The 20,417-nt window shown below is 38.1% G+C and carries 18 protein-coding genes and 1 other RNA gene; 5 read left to right on the top strand and 14 right to left on the bottom strand.

Annotated elements, in window-relative coordinates:
• Nucleotides 1-130 precede the first annotated feature (130 nt).
• From AC3CAU_RS07730 to AC3CAU_RS07710, 5 genes are all read right to left on the bottom strand, one after another.
• Complete coding sequence (locus tag AC3CAU_RS07730; RefSeq protein ID WP_131213762.1) at nt 131-1,372, bottom strand: FAD-dependent monooxygenase; 1,242 nt, start codon at nt 1,370-1,372, stop codon at nt 131-133.
• On the bottom strand, nt 1,369-2,577 hold the full coding sequence (ubiH, locus tag AC3CAU_RS07725; protein ID WP_131213764.1) for a 2-octaprenyl-6-methoxyphenyl hydroxylase: 1,209 nt from the start codon (nt 2,575-2,577) through the stop codon (nt 1,369-1,371). The genes AC3CAU_RS07730 and ubiH overlap by 4 nt, the downstream gene beginning before the upstream one ends.
• A 335-nt stretch (nt 2,578-2,912) precedes the next feature.
• Nucleotides 2,913-3,149, bottom strand: coding sequence for a DUF378 domain-containing protein (locus AC3CAU_RS07720; protein ID WP_131213766.1), 237 nt, complete (start codon nt 3,147-3,149; stop codon nt 2,913-2,915).
• A gap of 340 nt (nt 3,150-3,489) precedes the next feature.
• Nucleotides 3,490-4,821, bottom strand: coding sequence for a Xaa-Pro aminopeptidase (pepP, locus tag AC3CAU_RS07715; RefSeq protein WP_165493996.1), 1,332 nt, complete (start codon nt 4,819-4,821; stop codon nt 3,490-3,492).
• Between the two features lie 79 nt (nt 4,822-4,900).
• Nucleotides 4,901-5,530 carry a UPF0149 family protein gene (locus AC3CAU_RS07710; protein WP_447054211.1) on the bottom strand — a complete coding sequence of 210 codons (630 nt, stop codon included), beginning with the start codon at nt 5,528-5,530 and terminating at the stop codon, nt 4,901-4,903.
• A gap of 64 nt (nt 5,531-5,594) precedes the next feature.
• Here AC3CAU_RS07710 and AC3CAU_RS07705 point away from each other — a divergent pair, with 64 nt between their 5' ends.
• The 5 genes from AC3CAU_RS07705 (at nt 5,595) to AC3CAU_RS07685 (ending at nt 9,023) form a co-directional block, all read left to right on the top strand.
• Nucleotides 5,595-6,146 carry a hypothetical protein gene (locus AC3CAU_RS07705; RefSeq protein WP_131213772.1) on the top strand — a complete coding sequence of 184 codons (552 nt, stop codon included), beginning with the start codon at nt 5,595-5,597 and terminating at the stop codon, nt 6,144-6,146.
• Nucleotides 6,147-6,148: 2 nt separating this feature from the next.
• Nucleotides 6,149-6,433: a cell division protein ZapA gene (locus AC3CAU_RS07700; RefSeq protein ID WP_131213774.1), complete on the top strand. Its 285-nt coding sequence runs from the start codon at nt 6,149-6,151 to the stop codon at nt 6,431-6,433.
• A 100-nt stretch (nt 6,434-6,533) separates the two neighbouring features.
• Nucleotides 6,534-6,717: non-coding RNA, 6S RNA (ssrS, locus tag AC3CAU_RS07695), on the top strand.
• A 158-nt stretch (nt 6,718-6,875) separates the two neighbouring features.
• Nucleotides 6,876-8,159 (top strand): site-specific integrase, encoded by a 1,284-nt coding sequence (locus AC3CAU_RS07690; protein ID WP_447054210.1) that lies wholly within the window; start codon nt 6,876-6,878, stop codon nt 8,157-8,159.
• A gap of 132 nt (nt 8,160-8,291) precedes the next feature.
• On the top strand, nt 8,292-9,023 hold the full coding sequence (locus AC3CAU_RS07685) for a Fic family protein (protein WP_447054209.1): 732 nt from the start codon (nt 8,292-8,294) through the stop codon (nt 9,021-9,023).
• Between the two features lie 99 nt (nt 9,024-9,122).
• Here the strand turns inward: AC3CAU_RS07685 and AC3CAU_RS07680 are convergent, their stop codons facing one another.
• From AC3CAU_RS07680 to AC3CAU_RS07640, 9 genes are all read right to left on the bottom strand, one after another.
• The gene (locus tag AC3CAU_RS07680; RefSeq protein WP_447054208.1) at nt 9,123-10,007 is read right to left on the bottom strand and encodes a DUF4747 family protein; all 885 of its coding nucleotides are present in this window, start codon (nt 10,005-10,007) and stop codon (nt 9,123-9,125) included.
• 101 nt (nt 10,008-10,108) lie between these two features.
• Nucleotides 10,109-10,282, bottom strand: coding sequence for a hypothetical protein (locus tag AC3CAU_RS07675; RefSeq protein ID WP_447054207.1), 174 nt, complete (start codon nt 10,280-10,282; stop codon nt 10,109-10,111).
• A 123-nt stretch (nt 10,283-10,405) separates the two neighbouring features.
• On the bottom strand, nt 10,406-10,912 hold the full coding sequence (locus AC3CAU_RS07670) for a winged helix-turn-helix transcriptional regulator (RefSeq protein WP_488368453.1): 507 nt from the start codon (nt 10,910-10,912) through the stop codon (nt 10,406-10,408).
• A gap of 77 nt (nt 10,913-10,989) precedes the next feature.
• The gene (locus AC3CAU_RS07665) at nt 10,990-12,150 is read right to left on the bottom strand and encodes a hypothetical protein (RefSeq protein ID WP_447054205.1); all 1,161 of its coding nucleotides are present in this window, start codon (nt 12,148-12,150) and stop codon (nt 10,990-10,992) included.
• 41 nt (nt 12,151-12,191) lie between these two features.
• On the bottom strand, nt 12,192-15,458 hold the full coding sequence (locus AC3CAU_RS07660; RefSeq protein ID WP_447054204.1) for a type I restriction endonuclease subunit R: 3,267 nt from the start codon (nt 15,456-15,458) through the stop codon (nt 12,192-12,194).
• A complete protein-coding gene (locus AC3CAU_RS07655; RefSeq protein ID WP_447054203.1) occupies nt 15,455-16,744 on the bottom strand; it encodes a restriction endonuclease subunit S in 1,290 nt (429 codons plus the stop codon). The genes AC3CAU_RS07660 and AC3CAU_RS07655 overlap by 4 nt, the downstream gene beginning before the upstream one ends.
• Nucleotides 16,744-19,077 (bottom strand): type I restriction-modification system subunit M, encoded by a 2,334-nt coding sequence (locus AC3CAU_RS07650; RefSeq protein WP_447054202.1) that lies wholly within the window; start codon nt 19,075-19,077, stop codon nt 16,744-16,746. The genes AC3CAU_RS07655 and AC3CAU_RS07650 overlap by 1 nt, the downstream gene beginning before the upstream one ends.
• Before the next feature lie 162 nt (nt 19,078-19,239).
• Entirely contained in the window at nt 19,240-19,977 is a 738-nt protein-coding gene (locus tag AC3CAU_RS07645; RefSeq protein ID WP_447054201.1) for a hypothetical protein, read from the bottom strand.
• Nucleotides 19,978-20,412, bottom strand: a complete 435-nt coding sequence (locus tag AC3CAU_RS07640; protein WP_447054200.1) for a hypothetical protein — start codon at nt 20,410-20,412, stop codon at nt 19,978-19,980.
• Nucleotides 20,413-20,417 lie beyond the last annotated feature (5 nt).

Raw genomic sequence — 20,417 nt, 5'->3', positions numbered from 1 at the left:
GTTTTGAATTAGGAAGAAATTTAGCAATCTCTGATCATTTCGGATAGAGTGAAATACAAAAAAATCGTATCTTTTTTAATCAAAAAAGTAAACTTATATAAATATTTGTACAAAAAGCAGCATTTCAGGCTCAAACTGCATAACAAGTGTTTTTTAGAGTCTGTAATCCATTCGCTTGCGACATAAAAGCATCTTTTAAGGCAGCATGTTGCTCCACTTGTTTTAAGCCAAAATTTCGCGCCCAAACCACTGGGAAAAGTTGTGCGGTTTCCATCCAGCCAATCGCAGACATGCTATGCATCATGGCATCATTTTGTCCTTTACGACGGTGTTCATAACGCTGCAAAGTCTGTTCATGTGCCCATACGCCACGCTTTTTGTCATGCAGTAATGCATCACATAGAATTGCTGCATCCAGACAACCAATATTCACCCCTTGCCCTGCAAGAGGATGAATCACATGTGCAGCATCGCCAATCAGGGCTAAACCAGCTTTCACATATTGCTGTGCGGCACGTGCTTTAAGCGGGAATTGTGCCCGTGGTGTCGCTTCTAATATTTCACCCAACATGTGATGACTCTCGCGCGTTAAAAGTTCAGTAAATGCGCCATCATCTAGAGCTGCATATTCTTCTGCGTAATCATCAGGTAATGTCCAGACAATCGATTGCCAATAGCCGTTTTGTTCCGGCTTTAAACTGGCCATCGGTAAAAATGCCAAGGGGCCGGTTTCAAGGAAAATCTGACGGGCCACATGTTGGTGGGACTGTGCAGTTCGAATTGCGCAAGTTAAACCTGCTTGCTTGTAATCCATTATGTCCAGATCAATAAAGGCTTGTTCCCGGACAAATGAATTTGCACCATCTGCACCAATCACCAGTTTGGTTCTAAGCTCGGTACCATCCGCCAGGTGAATATGCCAAACCCCTACACCCTGTTCTACACGTATGACTTTGACTTGGGTACGGTAATCTTGCAGCTGTTGCAGCATTTTTTGCTGAATGGCTAAATTCAAAATACTCGGCTCAACCATCGAACCTAACGTATGTTCAGCACCAGGTGTATTTTGGCTGGCTTGACCAAAATTGATTTCACCATAACCATTTTTATTCCAGACCTGCATGCCGCTATAGGGCATCTGACGTGCAAGCTTTTCCCACACATGCACTGTTTTGAGCAAATGAATCGTGGCCTGGCTAAGGGCCAAAACACGCGGATTTGTAATAGAAAGAACTTTTTGTTCATCTAAAATAGGTGCGGCATCGAGTACAGTCGCCTGAACACCACCTTGAGCCAGCAACAATGCGGTTAAGCCACCCACCAGGCCACCACCAATCACAACGACATCTAACACCTCCAGAACGTCACTCATGCTTTTAGCCCCATTGCATAATTTGCTACCAATGGCTTAACGCCCGGAATCATATCAAAAGCAAGCAATCCGGTATTACGGATCAATTTGAGCACTGGATTTTGATTACTAAAACCACGTACCACACTGTCGCAAAACTTGATCACACGTTGTTGATCGTTTAATCGTGCCTGCTCGTAAGCAAGTAACATACTTGGCTCACCAATATCTTCTGATTTGGATAATTGCTCTATCAGAGAGCGTACCAATACATAAGCATCTCGCATACACAGGTTAAAGCCCTGCCCTGCAACTGGGTGAATCGTATGTGCAGCATTGCCCATTAATACTACACGACCGACTGCCTGTTTTTCAGCAAGTACTTGTGACAATGGGAAACTGAAACGACGACCAGTTTTTTGGAACTTGCCTGCCCGGTCGCCATAGGTTTCTTGCAAAGCATCTAGGAAGTGCTGATCGTTTTCTTCACCGAGCCATTCACCTTCTGTACCTTTTTTCACTGGCCACACCACTGAACGACGATATTCACCCGGTAAAGGTAGAAGTGCCAGAGGCCCTAAATGGCTAAAACGTTCGAAACCAACATGGTGATGGGGTTTCGAGGTTTGTACCGTCGTAACAATAGCGACCTGATCATAATCATACTCATCTGCACCAATGCCAAGAGCTTGACGGCAAAAAGAGTCCCGACCGTCAGCAGCAATGACCAGTTTAGCTTGCAGAGAGAAGCTTTCTTCACCACGTACAGCTTCGATATGAGCTTGATCAGTATCTTGTGTGAGTGAAATGACTTGTACACCATCAATTAATTCAATCAGGGGCTGTTTTTGCACTTCAGTGAGCAGCACACGGCCCAACCAGGCATTCTCAATTACCTGGCCAAAGCTTTCGACTTTTTCTTGATCTGCTTTTAAACGTGCCTTACCAAAACTGCCCTGTTCAGTAATATTGACTTCCAGAATAGGCGTAGCATGTTCTTGTAAGGCATTCCATAAACCCAGTTCTTGATAAATTTGTACACTACGACGGGATAATGCGCTATTTCGCGCATCAAAACTGGAGTGATACGGCGCAAGATTGGCATCATCATAATTTGGATATTTGATGGCTTCTAACAGCTTTACCCCAATGTTTGCTTTAGCTAACATTAAGGCCAAACTTAGCCCCACCATACCACCGCCTACGATGATCACTTCTTGCTGCATGCCTTGATCCTTTTATGTCGTATCTAGTAAGTTTTAGATACTTATAATCTTGATTGATTTTATATTACCTCAAAGATTTTCATTTTTATAATGAATTAGCGCTTCGCTTGTAAGTGATATTCGATTGTCGGTAAATTTCGGCTATCTAACTTGCCTTTTGAGATAAAATGTAAACAGAAATATATAAGTTTTAGCTCTTCTCATAAAAAAAACGGAGCTTAAGCTCCGTTTTTTCCAGATCAACTCAGTTATTAAAATAAGCCAATAATATAAATTACGGAAGAATTGACTTAATTAGGATCCAAGTTAGTCTTTGTATTCGATCCTACTCTCTGCTAACGCATTACTCTTGTCTGAGGCTCATGATGTACTGATTTACCTAATTTAGTAGCTGTATAAATCAAATAAAGTGCAGATAAACCAACCAAGACATAAACAATTCGAGATAGAGGGCTCATTTCACCAAAGATTGCAGCGACCAAATTGAAATCAAATGCACCAATTAATCCCCAGTTGATGCCACCAATAATGGTTAAAGCATAAGCAATCCAGTCTATAGTGTTTAATCTCATAATTTTTCTCCTGCTCTTCTTTAAGTTTATTTGAGGATCAAAGAAAGTATGAGAAAAAAATCAGCTTTAATATGTTGCTTTGATGCTAAAAACCGATTTCCTATGTTGAATTCGTGTCAGTTTTTAGAACTTAAATTTTAACTGGGTTGGTTTTATTCGAGTTATGCTTGATAAACGTAAATTAAATTGCCTTTTGATTGAATGCTTATCCTGCGTTCACATTTTCTTCCTAAATCAAGTTAATTCTCCTTAAAATATATAAATGTTTCACTCAAAGATAATGCATCTTTAATAAAAAAGCCGATCATCTGACCGGCTTTTAACTCACTATGAAACTCGCTTAGGTTACTTTCGCTTTAGCCATCAATGCTTCAATATCTTCTACTGTTTTCACCACATCCTTGGTGAGTACGAGTGGCCCATTTTCAGTAGCGACCACATCATCTTCGATACGAATGCCAATACCACGCCATTTCGTCTCAACCGTTTCATCATCTGGTGCAATATATAAGCCCGGCTCAACGGTAACGACCATACCCTCTTCATAGGTACGCCATTCACCGTCCATTTTATATGAACCCACATCATGCACATCCATACCCAACCAGTGCCCCGTACCATGCATATAGAACTGACGGAAGGATTCAGTACGGATAATTTCTTCAATATCGCCTTTCATTAAGCCAAGCTCCACCAAACCTTCAACCATAATGCGAACAGCAATATGATGCGGTTGTTTATAGGAATTGCCGACACGTACCGCGTCAATCGCAGCTAGTTGTGCTTTTAGTACAACTTGGTATAAAGCTTTCTGTTCAGGACTGAACTTGCCATTAACCGGAAAAGTACGGGTAATATCCGATGCATACAGTTGATATTCAGCTGCTGCATCAATTAGAACCAGATCACCATCTTTTAGTTCTTTGTCATTTTCCACATAATGCAGAATACAGCCATTGGCACCGCCACCAACAATACTGTTATAGGCAGGAACGCAGCCATTTTTGCCAAAAATGTAATTTAGCTCTGCTTCCAGTGCATATTCCATCATGCCTGGTTTAACCGTTTGCATGGCACGCATATGTGCTTCACTACTGATATTCGATGCAATTTGCATCAAGGCAATTTCTTTTGTAGATTTGTGCAAACGCATTTCATCTAAAATACGATCCAGCTGAATCATATGTGCAGGCGCTGACGTACCTCGACGTGATTCACCATTTGCCTCAGCAACCCACTTTGCTACACGTGCATCAAAATCAGCTTGCTGGCCAATCCGATAGAACAGTTTTTGTTTATCGAGCAATTTCTCGATAATCTCTTCATCTAACAGATCGATGGCATACGCTTCATCAGCCTCATAATCATCTACTGCACCATCTACACCGGCACGGTAACCGTTCCATATTTCCATTTCCCGGTTACGTTCACGGCAGAACAAGCTATAAGTATAACCTTCATCAATAGACTCAAAAGTCTCAATGACAGCCACTGCTTCAGGTTCTGCAAATCCTGTCAGGTAAAAAAAGCTGCTGTCCGCACGAAATTTATAATCTGCATCACGGTTACGCATGGCAACCGGACTGGTGGCAATAATCGCAATACTGTGCGGACCCATTTCTTCTGCCAGGCGGTCGCGACGTTCCTGAAAATCTGCTTGAGTCAGTTTCATCATTAAGTTTACTTTTGTCTTTTATGAGTGGAGTTTATAACTTTTTAAATGGTCTATTGTTGAACCAGAATCGCCCGAATTAGCTCGGACGATGGGGGGTAAACATTTCTACAACACTGTTTGGCTCTGTAGGCGCTGCACTTTTCAATTGAGGCTGAATCTTTTTCAGCAAAGGTATTTCTGCAATTTCTACTTTCTTGCGTCCCAATGATAAGCTGACAGGAATTAAGCGTACAAATTCATATAACTCCTGATAGCTTTCTTCACCTTCTTCGTCATCATCAGATTCTTCAAACTCAACTGCTGCAACATCTTGAAGATGTTCAACCCATTCGACTTCATCTTGACGGATGTGACCTGAAGCCAAACCAAAACCAAGTACAACCCCTGCACACCAGTCTGCCAACGCTTGTACACGATCCGCAAGAACGTGCTCGTCATCAGGAAGAAGAGGTAAATAGTCGAGTTCATCATCTGATAAAGCATGGGCAATATCTTCCGCTTCATCTGCGAGCAGATTCAGAACATGTTCATCCAATGCTGGAATTTCAAGACTTGCTAAAATTTGTTGCCATTCATCACTGGTAGGTGCTTGAGTAACACAAACAATACCTGTAAGTAACCCATGTAACTCACTTGGGCTTGAAATCTCTTCAATTTTTGAAAAATTGTGGTGCCATTCCGACCAACCTGAAATATCGTCTTGCATTCGCTTATCCAATCTCTATACTTCGTATATATTACCTTTGTTTGCAATACTGTGCGACTACGATATGTTAGAAGAATTACAGCGTCTACAGGCGCATCTTGGCGTTTTAAAAACGCGACTTACGCATTATGAAAGTGAAAATAGTGCACTCACCGCGGCAAAAGAAAATTCTGCCGAGCATCACCACGCTCAAATTGTGCAAAAGAACGGCATTATCACCAAGAAACAAGAAGAAATAGACGATCTGAGTGAACAATTAAGTGATGCACGGTCTCAATTCAAACAATTGAATACAGATGCGAGCTCTTTAGCAGACCGTTATAGCCGTTTGGAAAAAAGTTGTACTGATCTTAAAAATCGTTTTCAGGAAATTCTGGCTGAACGTAATGAATTACGTGTCATTAAAGAAAAAATGCAAAATGAACAACGTCTTGCTCAACAAGAAATTCAGGGTTTGCAGCAGGAACGAGAAAGATTGTTACAAAAAAATGAACATGCCAAGGCTAAGGTTGAAGCCATTATTCAGCGTTTGTCTATTTTAGGAACTGCTCAAGACCAGCACGCGCAAGAAATTCAACAACTTGCCCATCCGACAGAAGCCAATGAGGACATTTAAGCATGAGTGAACAAATTGCTGTTGAGCTGCGCGTATTGGGACATAATTTTCGTTTAGCCACCACTGAAACTGAAAAGGCTGATTTGGAACGTGCGGCTGAATTGTTAAATGGAAAATATGATGATTTTCGTCGTAAAGCCCCACGTCTAGAGCCAACCAAACTTATTATTATGGTTGCGCTGGAGTTGATGCAAGAAGTGCTCGCGATGAATAAATCGTTGCAAGAGTACGCTCACTGCGAACGCTTATTGGCGACCATTTTAGAAGATGTGGATGATTTGGCTTAATTTTTGTTAAAATCGGGTAAAGTATCGGCAGTTGAAATCTAAGTTTACAGTTCCTGCACACGGATGATTTGCCAATACGCGATTATTGGTTATACTTGTTTCATCTCTGAGATGTTCGCCAGCGAGTCAGATTCCCCTGAGCCGATATCTACATCCCCGGATGCGTTCTGTATATTTAGAGTGTATGCCTGCCTTCGTGTAGGTAACCCAGCAAGTATGCGCCGCGTCCACCTTGAACTTTAGGGTTCAAGGGTAATGACATGCAGCGGCATCTTCGGAGTGTTTATTTTATCAATAATTACAAAAACTTATGTCAAAATAGACAATCTTAAATTTCTACACAAATCTATTAAATTCTTAAATGTAGCCACCATGTAGCCACTAGTAATATTGTTCTATATTTCCTACTATAGCTAATTATTGCATAAACAGTTAGTTATCCATGGCAACAGAAAAATATAAGCTCACTAAAACATTCGTAGAAAATATTCCTCTATCTCTTAATAAACAAACTTTTTATAAAGATTCAGAACTACCCGGCTTTGCTTTACGTGTTACTAAAACCAAAAGCTATATTGTTGAAAAAAAACTACCTGGTGGGGTTACCTGCCGTGTAACTATAGGGCAGCATGGTATCTGGACGGTCGTACAGGCGCGTGAACAAGCACGTGAATATCTACTCATGATTGCTAAAGGAATTAATCCAAATAATATAAAGAAGGAAACAACGGCTACTATCAAGCAAGACAATGCTAATAGCAAACAAATCCCCTCCCTTCATGAAGCCTATATTTTTTATAAAGAAAACAGAACCCTCTCTCAATCCTCACTGACTGCTTATGATATTTGCATTAATGACTATTATCAGGATTGGGCTGAAATAAAACTAACATCTATTACCAAGAAAATGCTTTTAGATCGTTTTTCTAGCCTATCTAAGCGGAGTCCTGCACAAGCAAATTTATCGGTTAAATTTTTACATGCACTCTTTAACTATTGTTCAAAGCATTATTTAAATGATAAAGATGAATATATCATCACAACTGAAAATCCAGCTAAGATCATTACCCAAAATAATTCACTAAATAAGATTAAACGCAGACGTACTTATATAAGGTCTGAGCAACATCAAGTTTGGGCTAATGCAGTGGTTAATTCGAAATGGGTCGGTGAACAAAATAATGATTTTAGAGCTTATACCAATCAGGATTTTTTATTACTTTTAGCTTTAACTGGATTTAGACGGACTGAAGCAGAAAGGTTGGAATGGCTAAATGTGGATTTGGCATTTGGAACAATCAAAGTTACTGATACAAAAAATGGAGAAGATTTAATGTTACCTATGGGGGATCTTCTATGGCACATAATGAAAGAACGTAAAAAACATGCCACTGGCTTAAAATATGTTTTTACTGATCGTAGTGGGAATTCTCATATAAGTGACCGTAGAGCAGTACGAGTTAAAATTTCTGAAGAATGTGGGGTACCCTTCACCTTCCATGACTTACGCCGTACATTTAGCTCAGTTGCTAACAGCCTAGCTATCGGAAGTTATACGATTAAACGCCTCATCAATCACACTAGTGAAGATAATGCCAATGATGTAACTGATGGCTATGTTCAAGTATCATTTACTGATTTACGTAAGGCTATGAATTTGATAGAAGGTGTATTAATTCCTAATGATGCAAGAGCACTGATACTCAACCGAGAATATAAAATCTAAAACCTTCATTCTTCATATTTTAAGCATGTACCCTTATCAATAGTACCTATTATAGATAGGTTTATAATGGATAGATGTATGCTTTAAGGTATGATTATTCAATAGTAAATAACTCCATCTAGGGACAAAGCAATGTATGAAACCATTGATACTTTAAAAGAAAAATTGGATCGATACCGCCCCTTGTCTGGTGCTATGGTTAAAAATTTACAAGAAGATTTGATTCTGCGTTGGACATACCACTCCAATGCGATTGAAGGCAATACACTTACTCTACTCGAAACAAAAGTTGTTCTTGAAGGAATTACTGTAGGTGGCAAAGCGCTTCGAGAACACTTTGAAGCGATTAATCATCGTAATGCGATTTACTACGTTGAAGATATCATCAAAAAAGAAGAGCCTTTTTCTGAATGGCAAATTCGTAACATTCATCAACTGATTTTAAAAAACATTGATGATGACAACGCTGGTCGATACCGTCAGCAGAATGTGCTCATTTCAGGTGCTACTAACACGCCACCAGATTACACTTTACTAAATGATAAGATGGCTCAGTTCGTAGATTGGTATAATTCAGAATCTAGCCAATTACATCCTATTGAACGAGCAGCAAAAGTGCATGCAGACTTCGTAGGCATACATCCTTTTATTGATGGTAATGGTCGCACCTCTCGCCTACTCATGAATTTAGAGTTAATGAAAGCTGGCTATCCACCTTGTGTGATTACAGTTGAGAATCGTCTTGCCTACTATGAAGCTTTGGATCAATGGATGGCCTTTGGAAAAACTGAGTCCTTTAATCAATTGGTTGCTGATGCCGTATTGGAAGGATTTAAGCCTTATCAGGTTGTTTTAGGGATTTAAAAAACCCAGATAAATTCAGCTTTTATTTAATCCATGTTTATTATGCAATTAACAAAATAAAAAATATGAGAAGCATAAATGCTTCTCATAAAATTTAAACTATCCATTTTGTATACTACTAACAATTTCAAGACCTTTTGCCTGAATTAAATAATGCTGATCAGTATCATCAGGATCATATTGGACTCTTTCAATTAAAGGTGATGATTCTGCTGTACTTTTATCTTCAATCAATCCCTCTTCGTTTTCGATTTTATATTCAACAACACCATAATCCGTTGCAAGTTTAATTAAATCTTTTACCTTCTGATTTATAGATAAAAAATTATTTTTTCCGGCCACCAATGTCTGCATGTAAACTTCAACATTTTGATCGGTCATTTCTAAAAGGATTTTCTTTTCTAAATCAGTAGGGTTTTCAGCGTATGGTCTTTCAATGCTTAAGTGAACTCTTTTAAGCTTCTTACAATGTGCAATTTTTTCAGCGGTAATTACTTCAGGTACAATGCTAACTACGATTCGACCAAATTGAGCTTGCAGTCTATCTGTAATAATTAAGTTCGTTAGAAAATCTAATAGTGTACTCACACTAATCTGATTCTCTGGATATTTTACTTCGCAAATTAATTTTTGATGCAATGGAAAAAATACAAATTTAAAAAATCTCGGATTTGCTTTTAAGTTTGATGGAATATAACTCTCACCAACATTTTGATTACGGTTTCTTTCATCTTTATCTTCATCATACCAATCGTTTGTGAGCCCATTACTTCTAAAGACCTCCCCAGTAAACCCATTAACCAAATTATTGTCGTTAATGGGTTTAATGGAGCGGAGCTTTAAATAATTATTACGTGTTAATGGTATCTCTCTGTAGTTCTTTTGCAGTTCTTCAAAAAGAGCTATATAAGTTTCAGGTGTTACACCTTCTTTCAATAATTTTATATCTACAACTGCATAGTTAACTGTACGCTTACGAGCCATACTATTTAATCCTTGTGAAATTTTATGAAGTGATAATTTTTTCAAAATGGAAGTGGTTTCATTAAATTAATAAAAGCCACCTCTTTTTTCGTTTTAAGCCTTTATTTTTCCTTACGTACTCCTTTAAAAGGTGTTTTATCTGATGTTTTTACATCCATAAAACGCCCTGTATCTGTATCACGCTTTACCCAATGTCCACTCGGGGTTTGTGTTTGTGAACGATCACGTACCGCGCCATTCCGATGACCATCGCCTGATGGAGGATTTGTAGCCATAGCTTTCACCTTATTCTGCTTAAGTAAATCCGATTAATCAGATATTAAAATTAAAGGACTTATGCCCTTATTACTATAATAACCTGATTATTCTGATTAAGTAAAGATTTTTAAGCAGATTTTTTAGCAAATACTTTTATAAATAAATTCTATCCCGCCAGACTCAGCAACTTCCTCTATTCTAAGTATATAACCTTCATCTACTAATTTCTTTAATTTGCTACTAGCATTTGGAACTGACAAGCTCAATTGCTTAGCTACTTTATTAGTTGTAATTGATTTATTTTTCATAACCAAATCAAATACTTCTCTATTAGAACTTGAAAGTTTATCACCTAACAACCGTATATTATCCCCAATTTTAGCTAAAATTGGTTGTTGCACCTTTTCTGCCGCATAATCCCAATTATCTATCATATCAATATATTGAGGATCAAAATTGGATAGATAAATTCCCTTATTACCACGAAACATTTTAGCCAATAACAAAATGCTTTCTCTAGCAAAGGATGAGTCTGTAAACTCAATTTCATCAAAGGATATTTCAAAAATATTTTTTGAAGGATTTGAGTCAATAATTGCTTTTAATTTAGGAAAAATATCTTTGCCTTTTTTATTTCCAAAAGGCATCCTATTTCCATCACATAACTCTATTAGTTTCATGGTGCATACATTCTCGTTCATGTCGTTCTTTTAATCAGAATAAGTTATTTTGTCAATAGTATTGTCAAAATAAATTGTGTGCCATTAATTTTTGTAAGATGATTTAGACTAGTCATATCTTCAACAACCAAAGGCTTATCCTTATAAGGGAAGTTAATTTGATAAGTATCTTGTCGAATTGATACGGTTACTTGAATATTATTTAAATTTAGTGATTCCATCGTTTGTATTTTTGGAAGCTTCTGCAAATTCCGATGTATCTCATGCAGTCCTAACCCTCTATTTTCATCGCCAGTTTGTGAAATACCTCCCAGATTAAATACAAGTGATATTAATTTCTTCGTATGATCTAAATTTTCTTTGGAAAGTTGACTTGCTATATCTTTATACTTATTTAGCTTTAGGGCTTTCCTAAGTGTATTTGTCAATCCTAAACCATTATCAGCCACAACTAAAATAATTTTTTTTTGATCCAAATTTTTATTTGGGTGATAAATTTGTAATGCTGAAAATCCATCTAAATCTGAATGTCCATGCTCTCTAACATTATCAATCAAGTTAGCAATAAAAGATCTAAGTTTTGGCAAAAGAAATAAAGATTCTTCTTTGCTAAAATTATCTTCAAATACTGCTGAAATCTTTGCCATTTCATCATTTGCCTGATTAGATGGAATGATTTTAAATATTTCCACTAAATTACCAGAATTCCCATGATATTTATTAGCTAAGAATTCATTTGGTCTACGAGGTAAAACGATAACATCCTTTGATAAACACTTAAAAAAACCTATACGATTTATATAGTTATATGTATTAATACAATTATTAAAATCTAATACCACCTTTTTCTTTGCAAAACTTAACTGATTTGTAATACACAACAATCTTAAAATTGCATCAAGTAATAACTGAGTTCCTTTAAAAACAAAACGTATTAAGTCTTTTTCGAATAAATTCGAATGTATTAAAATGTTATTCTCAAATATCTCTGCATCTATCCAGCCAGATGAACATGCAATAATTATTTCCTCATCAGATTTTTTTAAATTACACCATTGATAAGTTGATTCATTTTGGTAAAAACTATCTGCATTTTCATGCAGAAATGAATTAATAGCTTTTCTATCAATCCCTAGTTTTTTCGAAATTTCTCTACCAGTTAAATTTGGATTTAAATCCAATAAATTAATTATTAAGTCTTTCAAAATTCCCCCTGTAAATTTTAATCTATTCTAAATCACTAGTTTTATCTCAACGGCATCTGCCCGCGATTCGCCAACATATCAAAAATTAAATGACCAAAAACATGGGCTTTAGATGGATCGGAAAGCAATTGCATCATTTGCTCTCTATGCGCTTCATGACTCCCTAGAATGGCATCATCAATGGCACGAGGGAAATCACCTAGCATCGCTTGCTCACGTGTGTTGTTGGCAATTTGCGACATCACACCATTATTTTCATAAACCTTGTCTGCAATGGTATTGGCATAATTAACCATGTCTTGATCTGTTAGCTTATCTGTCACAAAGACTTCATTTAAACGATGAATAATGCTGGATAAAAAATCTTCCTTTTTGTCTTTAGCAGTCGCACTGCCGACATCATTACTTGGCTCTAGCTGATGCTCGTTACTATTGGCTTGTAATTCAATATCAATCTGACGTAGCTTAGATAAGCGATAGTGACTCATCTCGACATTACTTAAATCAATTTCATCATCCAAGATGATATTTTCACGTAGCATCGGTCTCAGGTTACGTGCAAACAGACTCAGCTTCTCCAGCTCTTTATCATCATAATCGACGATCTGTGACATGAATTCATAAAAGCGAGTGAAGGTTCCTAAATCCTTTTTAAAAATTTCCAGTTCATCTTTGGCTTTTTTGGCTTCAGCAAAATCCTTTTCCGCATTACCAATCAATACCGCATCACCCGTTTGTTTACAGCGTTCCAGCATGTTTTTGGTTTTACTATATGCAGTAATGGCTGTGTTATAACGCTGTTGCCAACGCTCAATGGCTGGCTTACAAATATTCGCCAATACAGCGTTGGATTTATTACGGCTAAAGAATGCCGTGGCAAACTGCTCGACTTCCGACCACAAAAAGATGCCATTGCTTTTGAGCTTGTTAAACAGCTCAAAGACCTTATCTGGATCGGTCACATCCGCCAGTTCAGCGGTTTGATAATAGGGTTGGAACGCTTCTAAAATTTCATCGGGTTCATTAAAGAAATCCAGTACAAAAGTACCTGACTCTGCTTTACCCGGATACGTGCGATTTAAGCGAGACAAGGTTTGTACGCACTCTACCCCACCGAGTTTTTTATCCACGTACATGGCACAGAGTTTCGGTTGGTCAAAGCCAGTCTGGAACTTGTTGGCGACCAACATCACCTGGTAGTCATCACTGTCAAATGCCTTACGCATTTCACGCCCTTTTAAATTCGGGTTCATGTTGTGCTCAGTAAATTTCTTCCCGGCCAAGGCACTGCTGTTGGGATCTGAATCGTTAAACTCAACTTCACCCGAGAATGCCACCATCGCTTGAATCGACTGATAACCTTGTTCGGTGACATATTTATCAAAGGCCAGTTTATAACGCACAGCTTCTTTACGTGAACTGGTCACTACCATGGCTTTGGCTTGACCACCCAATAGGCCCATCACATTCTTTTTAAAATGCTCAATGATCACTTTTACTTTTTGTGAAATATTGTGGTCATGCAATCGTACCCATTGATTGACTTTAACCTTAGCTTTTTTAGCATCCACCTCATGGTCTTTTTCAGCCAGTTTTTGTGTCAGCTTATACACCACTTTGTAGTTGGTGTAGTTCTTCAGCACATCTAAAATAAAGCCTTCTTCAATCGCTTGGCGCATGGAATAGACATGATAGGCTTCAGGCTTATTCTCTGCCGATGGCGGTAATAAAGGATTTGGACAACGTCCAAATAATTCTAGGGTTTTGGCTTTAGGTGTTGCGGTAAAGGCGTAATAACTGACATTCGGATTGGCACGACGCGCTGCCAAAGTAGCATCTAAAATATCTTCCGATGACAGCATGACATCTTCATCACTGCTGTCAGTCATCAAGACTTCTTTGAGCTGTCGCGCCGTTGAGCCGCTTTGCGATGAATGTGCTTCATCAGCAATAACGGCATAACGTCTTTCTTTTAATGCGGTGCTGTTTTCAATGGCTTTGAGTACAAACGGGAAAGTCTGAATGGTGACAATAATAATCGGTTGAGATTTTTCCAGTGACGTTGCCAGTTTCTCCGACTTCGAGCCATCGCCTTCTTTATTGTTTATTCGTCCCACTACGCCATCGGCATGTTCAAACTGATAAATCGTATCTTGTAGCTGGGCATCTAGGATGGTGCGATCCGTCACCACAATTACAGAATCAAACTGTTTATTGCCATGTTCATCGTACAAGGTAGAAAGCTGATGCGCTGTCCATGCAATCGAATTGGATTTACCTGAACCGGCACTGTGCTGGATCAGGTATTTATGCCCTGTGCCATTATCTTTGGCATCTTGAACCAGTTTGGTTACCACATTCCACTGATGATAACGTGGAAAGATCAGGCTTTCTTTTTTGTATTTACGTCCTTCCGCATCTTCTTTGTCTTCAATATTCAAGTGAACAAAACGTCCAAGAATATTCAGCAAATTGTCAGGTGTTAATACTTCATTCCACAAATAATCGGTGGCATAGCGGGTTTGATCTTCGGGTGCATCGTTGCCTGCACCACCGTCATGCGTACCTTTATTAAAGGGTAAGAAAAAGGTGCTGTCGCCTGCCAAGTGTGTGGTCATATAGGCTTCATACTGACTCACGGCAAAATGTACCAATGCACCACGTTTAAAGGTCAGTAAGGGTTCAGGCTTGTTGGTATCAGGGTCTTTCGGCAAGCGCGTTTTTTTATACTGGGTAATCGCGTTTTGCACAGTCTGCTTAAATTCAGATTTAAGCTCTAGCGTAGAGACTGGTAAGCCATTAATAAACAGTACTAGGTCAATCCGCCATTTTTTGGCTTGCACACCGGTACTTTCTAATTCTGCTTTTGTGGCATATGGGCTATACACCAACTCAGGCACCACACGGCAAATGTTCTGCTCATAACATGCCAAGGTATCGGCATTGAGATTATGCTCAGGCTTAAACTGACACAATTTAAAACGTGCATTACGGATTTTTATCCCATGACGCAACACACCCAATGTACCGTAACTGCGTGAGGCTTGATCAGTAGCATTGATGTCGGCTTTTTTAAGCTGTACCACCAAGGCATCGATAAAATGTCTTTCTGAATCGATAGGATAGCTTTGACAAAACTTTTTCCATTCTTCAGGCTGCGTAGTTTGGACAAAATTTAAAACATCTGCGCTATACAGGGCATTTTCACGATCATAGTGTTTGGCTGTCCCCAACACCCAACCGTTGGCTTGCATATGCTGAATCATATCGTTTTGGAAGATATTTTCCCGAGTAGCATCTAAACTCATGCGCTAAACTCCATTTTAGCCTCAGTTGGATTTTGCCAGTTTTGTACGTCGATCTTTCCTGTGACGGCAGCAGATATAAGTGCGGTTCGACGTTCTTGCATCAGTTGAATGATTTGGTGGGCTTTATTTTCAATCGCATCATATTTATTTTTAATAATCAAAATATGGTGATGGATTTCTTTTATTTCAGCATCCGATGGTACAAGAACAGGAATATTTTCAACCTGTTCTACTCTCAAATGAGTAACTGTACTACCATGAGAAACGCTATTGATATAGCGTTCTAAACAATCTGAAATCAGATAATCAAATAGATAATCACTATAACTTTTAGTATTTGCAATAAAATTCATCATGCGCTGCCCCATGCAAAACTTAATATTTTCAGGAACAAGACAAACTTCACCGGTTGGAGCTTCTCGTGTAAATAATATTGAGCCTGCTGGTGGAACTCCCCTTTGAGTCCATATTTCAAAATTCTTTTTATCTGTATATAAAGCACCATTAAAATTTAATTTTTGGTTTTTAACATTCGTAGTGCGTATTACAAAATATTCACCGTTTTCAAAATATTCAGGTGTTTTATTTCGACAATCGACAACCTCACTTTCATATTTTAGCTTTGAAACAATCCAATGCTCAGGCACTTGCCCTAACCACTCAACACCAGAATCTTTCATCGGGACATTTGAATTAAGCCCTTTAGTCACGGCATGGCTAATCACCGCTTGACGTTTTTCTTTAAGCAGTTCAATTAGCTTTTTTTGTTTGGTAATTAAAGTGTCAATTTTTGCGGTTTCATGATCGAGGAAAGCACCAATAGCATTTTGTTCACCTAATGTAGGAATAACTATCGGAAGCGTATTAATACGATCAACTGCAATTCCTGGTTGGGCGGCAGAAACAGAATATTGCCCTAAATCCATAAATCTAAGAAATTCTGATAAAAACGTAAGGTTAAAGGTTTCGTATGGATAGACAACAACAGCGTGTTCAGTAGCAAAAAACTTTCCTCTTGCTACATTGATATTTCCACAAAGTGCGCCTTGTCTACCAATTAATGCATACTCGCCATCACAGTTATATTGTTCAGTAAATCCTCTTAGACCATTACCACCGAATACGGGATAAGTTCCCGTGTCTTCAATATCAAAAGCGGTTATCCCATCACCACTTAATAATTTTAATTTATAACTTAATTTAACAACCTTCCAATCGCTAGGAATCTTACCTAACCACTCAACACCTGAATTTTTATATTCAGCATATTTCTGGTACTTCGCCATTAAGAATGCACCTCTTGCAAAAGTGCCATAATTTCACGGCTGACCGCATCCAAATCCGCATCAATCTCCGCTAAATCACGCGGTGGTTGGTAAACATAAAAATGACGGTTAAATGGAATTTCATAACCCACTATACCAATTTCACCATCTTTATCATCACGCTTATCGGCATTAATCCACGCATCAGGTACATGCGGCTGAACTTCACGTTTAAAGTAAGTCTCAATTAAATCGGTGGTGTCTACGTTTGGATTTAAAGCAATATTTTCAGCATCACGCAAATCACCATCCTGTACAAACTCAACTACTTTACCGTTGTAAGTAAACTGACCATAAAGTGGGTTTTCAGCTTGTTTTACCACTTTACTAATAACAGGTTCCGCTTCAGGGTTTTTCCAGGTAATGGCATCGAGGAATTGTTTTTTCTCTTTGGTATCGAGCTTGATATCAGTCGCTTTAAAGGCTTGCTTTAAGGTTTCATCAAAACGATTAAAGTCATCACATTGGGCTGTGCCAATGTGGTCTTGTAAAGCGTGAGCCTTTTGCATGAGTTCTTTTTGGAATAACCAAATTTTGCTATCCAGTACATCTTTAATGTCTTTTTCTTTAAGCTCTGGATATTCAGCTTTAACTAAGGCACGTACTTCAAGTACAACCTCGGATAAATCTCCATAGCTTTCATCTGTAGGTGCATCTGTCCATGTCGTACCAAACTGTTCATAAATGCTTTGCATCACCGCATTAAATGGCTTTGGTGCAAAACGTAAAGAAGCAATGGCTTCATCGCTAATCTGTGCAGATAAACGCAATGGACGTTCAATGGTCACGCGGCGATAACCAAATTCATAGCTATTAAAGATTTTACTGGCAAAGGTTTTGGCAGGCTCACTTTTAGGGTTAGCTGACTGGCGACCACGATTAGACTTAACTTCTGCTGGTTTATCCAGTGTGCGCGCGTCCATCACTTCAAAGTCACCAAAGCTGCGGATAATGGTCTTGATATCGTCTTCGCTCATCTCATTACGCTTAGAGCCGAGAGACTTACGCATTTTGCTGTACAGATTACTACCATCAATCAGCTGTATTTTTCCTTTGCGCTCAGCGTCTTTTTTATTGCTCAGTACCCAAATATAAGTCGCAATGCCAGTGTTATAGAACATGTCATTTGGTAAAGCGATAATCGCTTCAAGCAAATCAGTTTCTAGAATATAACGACGGATTTCACTTTCACCACTGCCGGCACTACCTGTAAACAATGGTGAACCATTTAGAATAATTCCTATCCGGCTACCTTGTTGGTTGCTGCTATCGCTATCACGCATTTTACTAATCAGGTGCATCAAGAATAGTAAAGAACCATCGGATACACGCGGCAAGCCTGCACCAAAACGCCCATCAAAGCCTTTGACTTGATGTTCATCTTTAATCTCAGCTTCAATCTTTTTCCAGTCCACACCAAAAGGCGGATTGGACAGCATGTAGTCAAATTTATCGTGTGATAGTTGGTCATTGGATAAAGTATTGCCGAGTTTAATTCGGCTGACATCCTGACCTTTTATCAGCATATCTGCTTTACAGATAGCATAAGACTCAGGGTTTAGCTCCTGACCAAAAGACCGCATCACTGCATTCGGGTTGAGCTCTAGTACATATTCCATCCCAGAGGATAAAAATCCACCTGTCCCTGCTGTTGGATCGTATATGGTACGGATGATGCCTTCTTTACTTAAGGCTTCATCATCTTCCATAAAGACCAGTGATGTTGTTAAGCGCACGATGTCACGCGGAGTAAAGTGTTCCCCTGCGGTGTCATTTGAGCTTTCCGCAAAACGACGAATCAGTTCCTCAAACACTAAACCCATTTCATAGTTAGAAACAGCTTCAGGACTGAGATCAGTCGTGGCGAACATCTTGATGACTTTATAAAGCAAGTTGGCATCATCGAGTAAACCGACAAATTCATCGAATTTAAAATGCTCAAAAATCTCACGTGCATCTTTAGAAAAACTTTGCACATAGGTTTTGAGATTGGCTTTAATATCAGTTTGACCCATCTTGCCTAAATCCATAGGCGAAGTATTAAAGAATGCCAATTCATTGGTGGCACGTAATAAGAACTTTTCTTGTGCTTCTTCAGGTAGGTTCAATGACTGAATTTTTTCATGCTCTGATACAACGGCAGCTTTACTGTCCGCAAGCACACACTCTAAGCGGCGCAACAAGGTAAACGGCAAAATGACACGTCCATATTGCGATTGTCTAAAATCACCACGAAGTAAATCTGCAACCGACCAAATGAAGGCTGCAACCTGAGAAAAGTTATTATTCGACATACCAACAATTTCCAAAGCGTGAAAGCTATAGCATTTTTAAATTAGATGGATTGTGCCTGAAATGAGGATGGGTTTTCTAGAAATAAAAAAAATAAGGGAGCAAATGCTCCCTTATTTTTCAATAAGTCCTATTAGGTTTTCAATTTAAAAGGCTAAAAAAAATTAGACTCCAAGTATTCTACTCATATATTGACTTTGATATATTCGTAGTAATGGATCAGCCTTTGTTGCATCACTATCTTTGAGATTTAAATTTTTCTCATTGATAATATCCTCAGAACTTTTCAAGGTTTGTTGCAATTGGCTTTCTCGTCCTTTCATTGAGCTATTAATTGAATTAATCAGAATTTTTTCATTTTTCCGGATTGCTTTAGTCAGCTTACGATCCAACTCCTCGATAGCTTCATTAATAATTTTCTTCTGAAATGCAGCCATACTCTTAGTTTTTTCTTGACCCGGTTTCATTTCTAAAACAGCCAGGCACTCCGTATTATCTAAAGAAACTTTTTGAGCAATATATTGTTTTAAAATACCTTTTACTTCTTTTTTTGTTTCTCTTACAGAACTTCGTAGAATATTATTATCAATTTTACCTGAGACTAAATCTTGAAGTTCATCAAAATAAGACTCTACTGCATCAAGAGTCTTTTCTTCGATCACATCTGTTTGATCTCGTACTTTCATGCCAAAACTTGTCAATATCTCACCAATATTAATAGTTTCTGCTACAGAAGAAGCATTTGAACTATATGAAGAAGTTGAACCAACCTTCTCTGCAGACCCTGTAAGTAAATTTTTAACAGTACTTACAACAGTCGAAACAATAATTGGAACAACAGTCTTAGTTACAGCTGAAGCTGCACTCGAAATAAAACCTCCGACACTACCCCAAAATCCCATTTAAACATCCTCTCTAAACAAATTATAAATTTGGCTTGATGCCACTAAATTTTTAATTTGTGGACTATCCTTACGATTAACATTGTTTAATATATCTTGTAAGCCACTGAATTCAATAAATACATTTAACCTATTAACATTCATATTCATCTCTTCAACTTCACGTTCTTTTTTTAAAAATCGATTCGTTAAATCATCTTCAAAATTAATCAAACAGTTTTGAAAAACTCTATATACGTACTTAACCCCTGTTGGTTTAAATAACCATTTTTTATTTCTTTTAACGATTACTCCACTTTTTAACAACTCATTCCTATCTATAGACAAGAATATATTGGGTACAATATCTTTTATTTTAGTATCATTAAAAGACAACCAATGATCTTGAAAAATTTTCTCGGCTCGTTCTATCAAAATTTTCTTTTTACTATTCATATCAG

The organism is Acinetobacter sp. GG23 (assembly GCF_057766365.1).
This window is presented reverse-complemented; position numbering and strand designations above follow the sequence as displayed.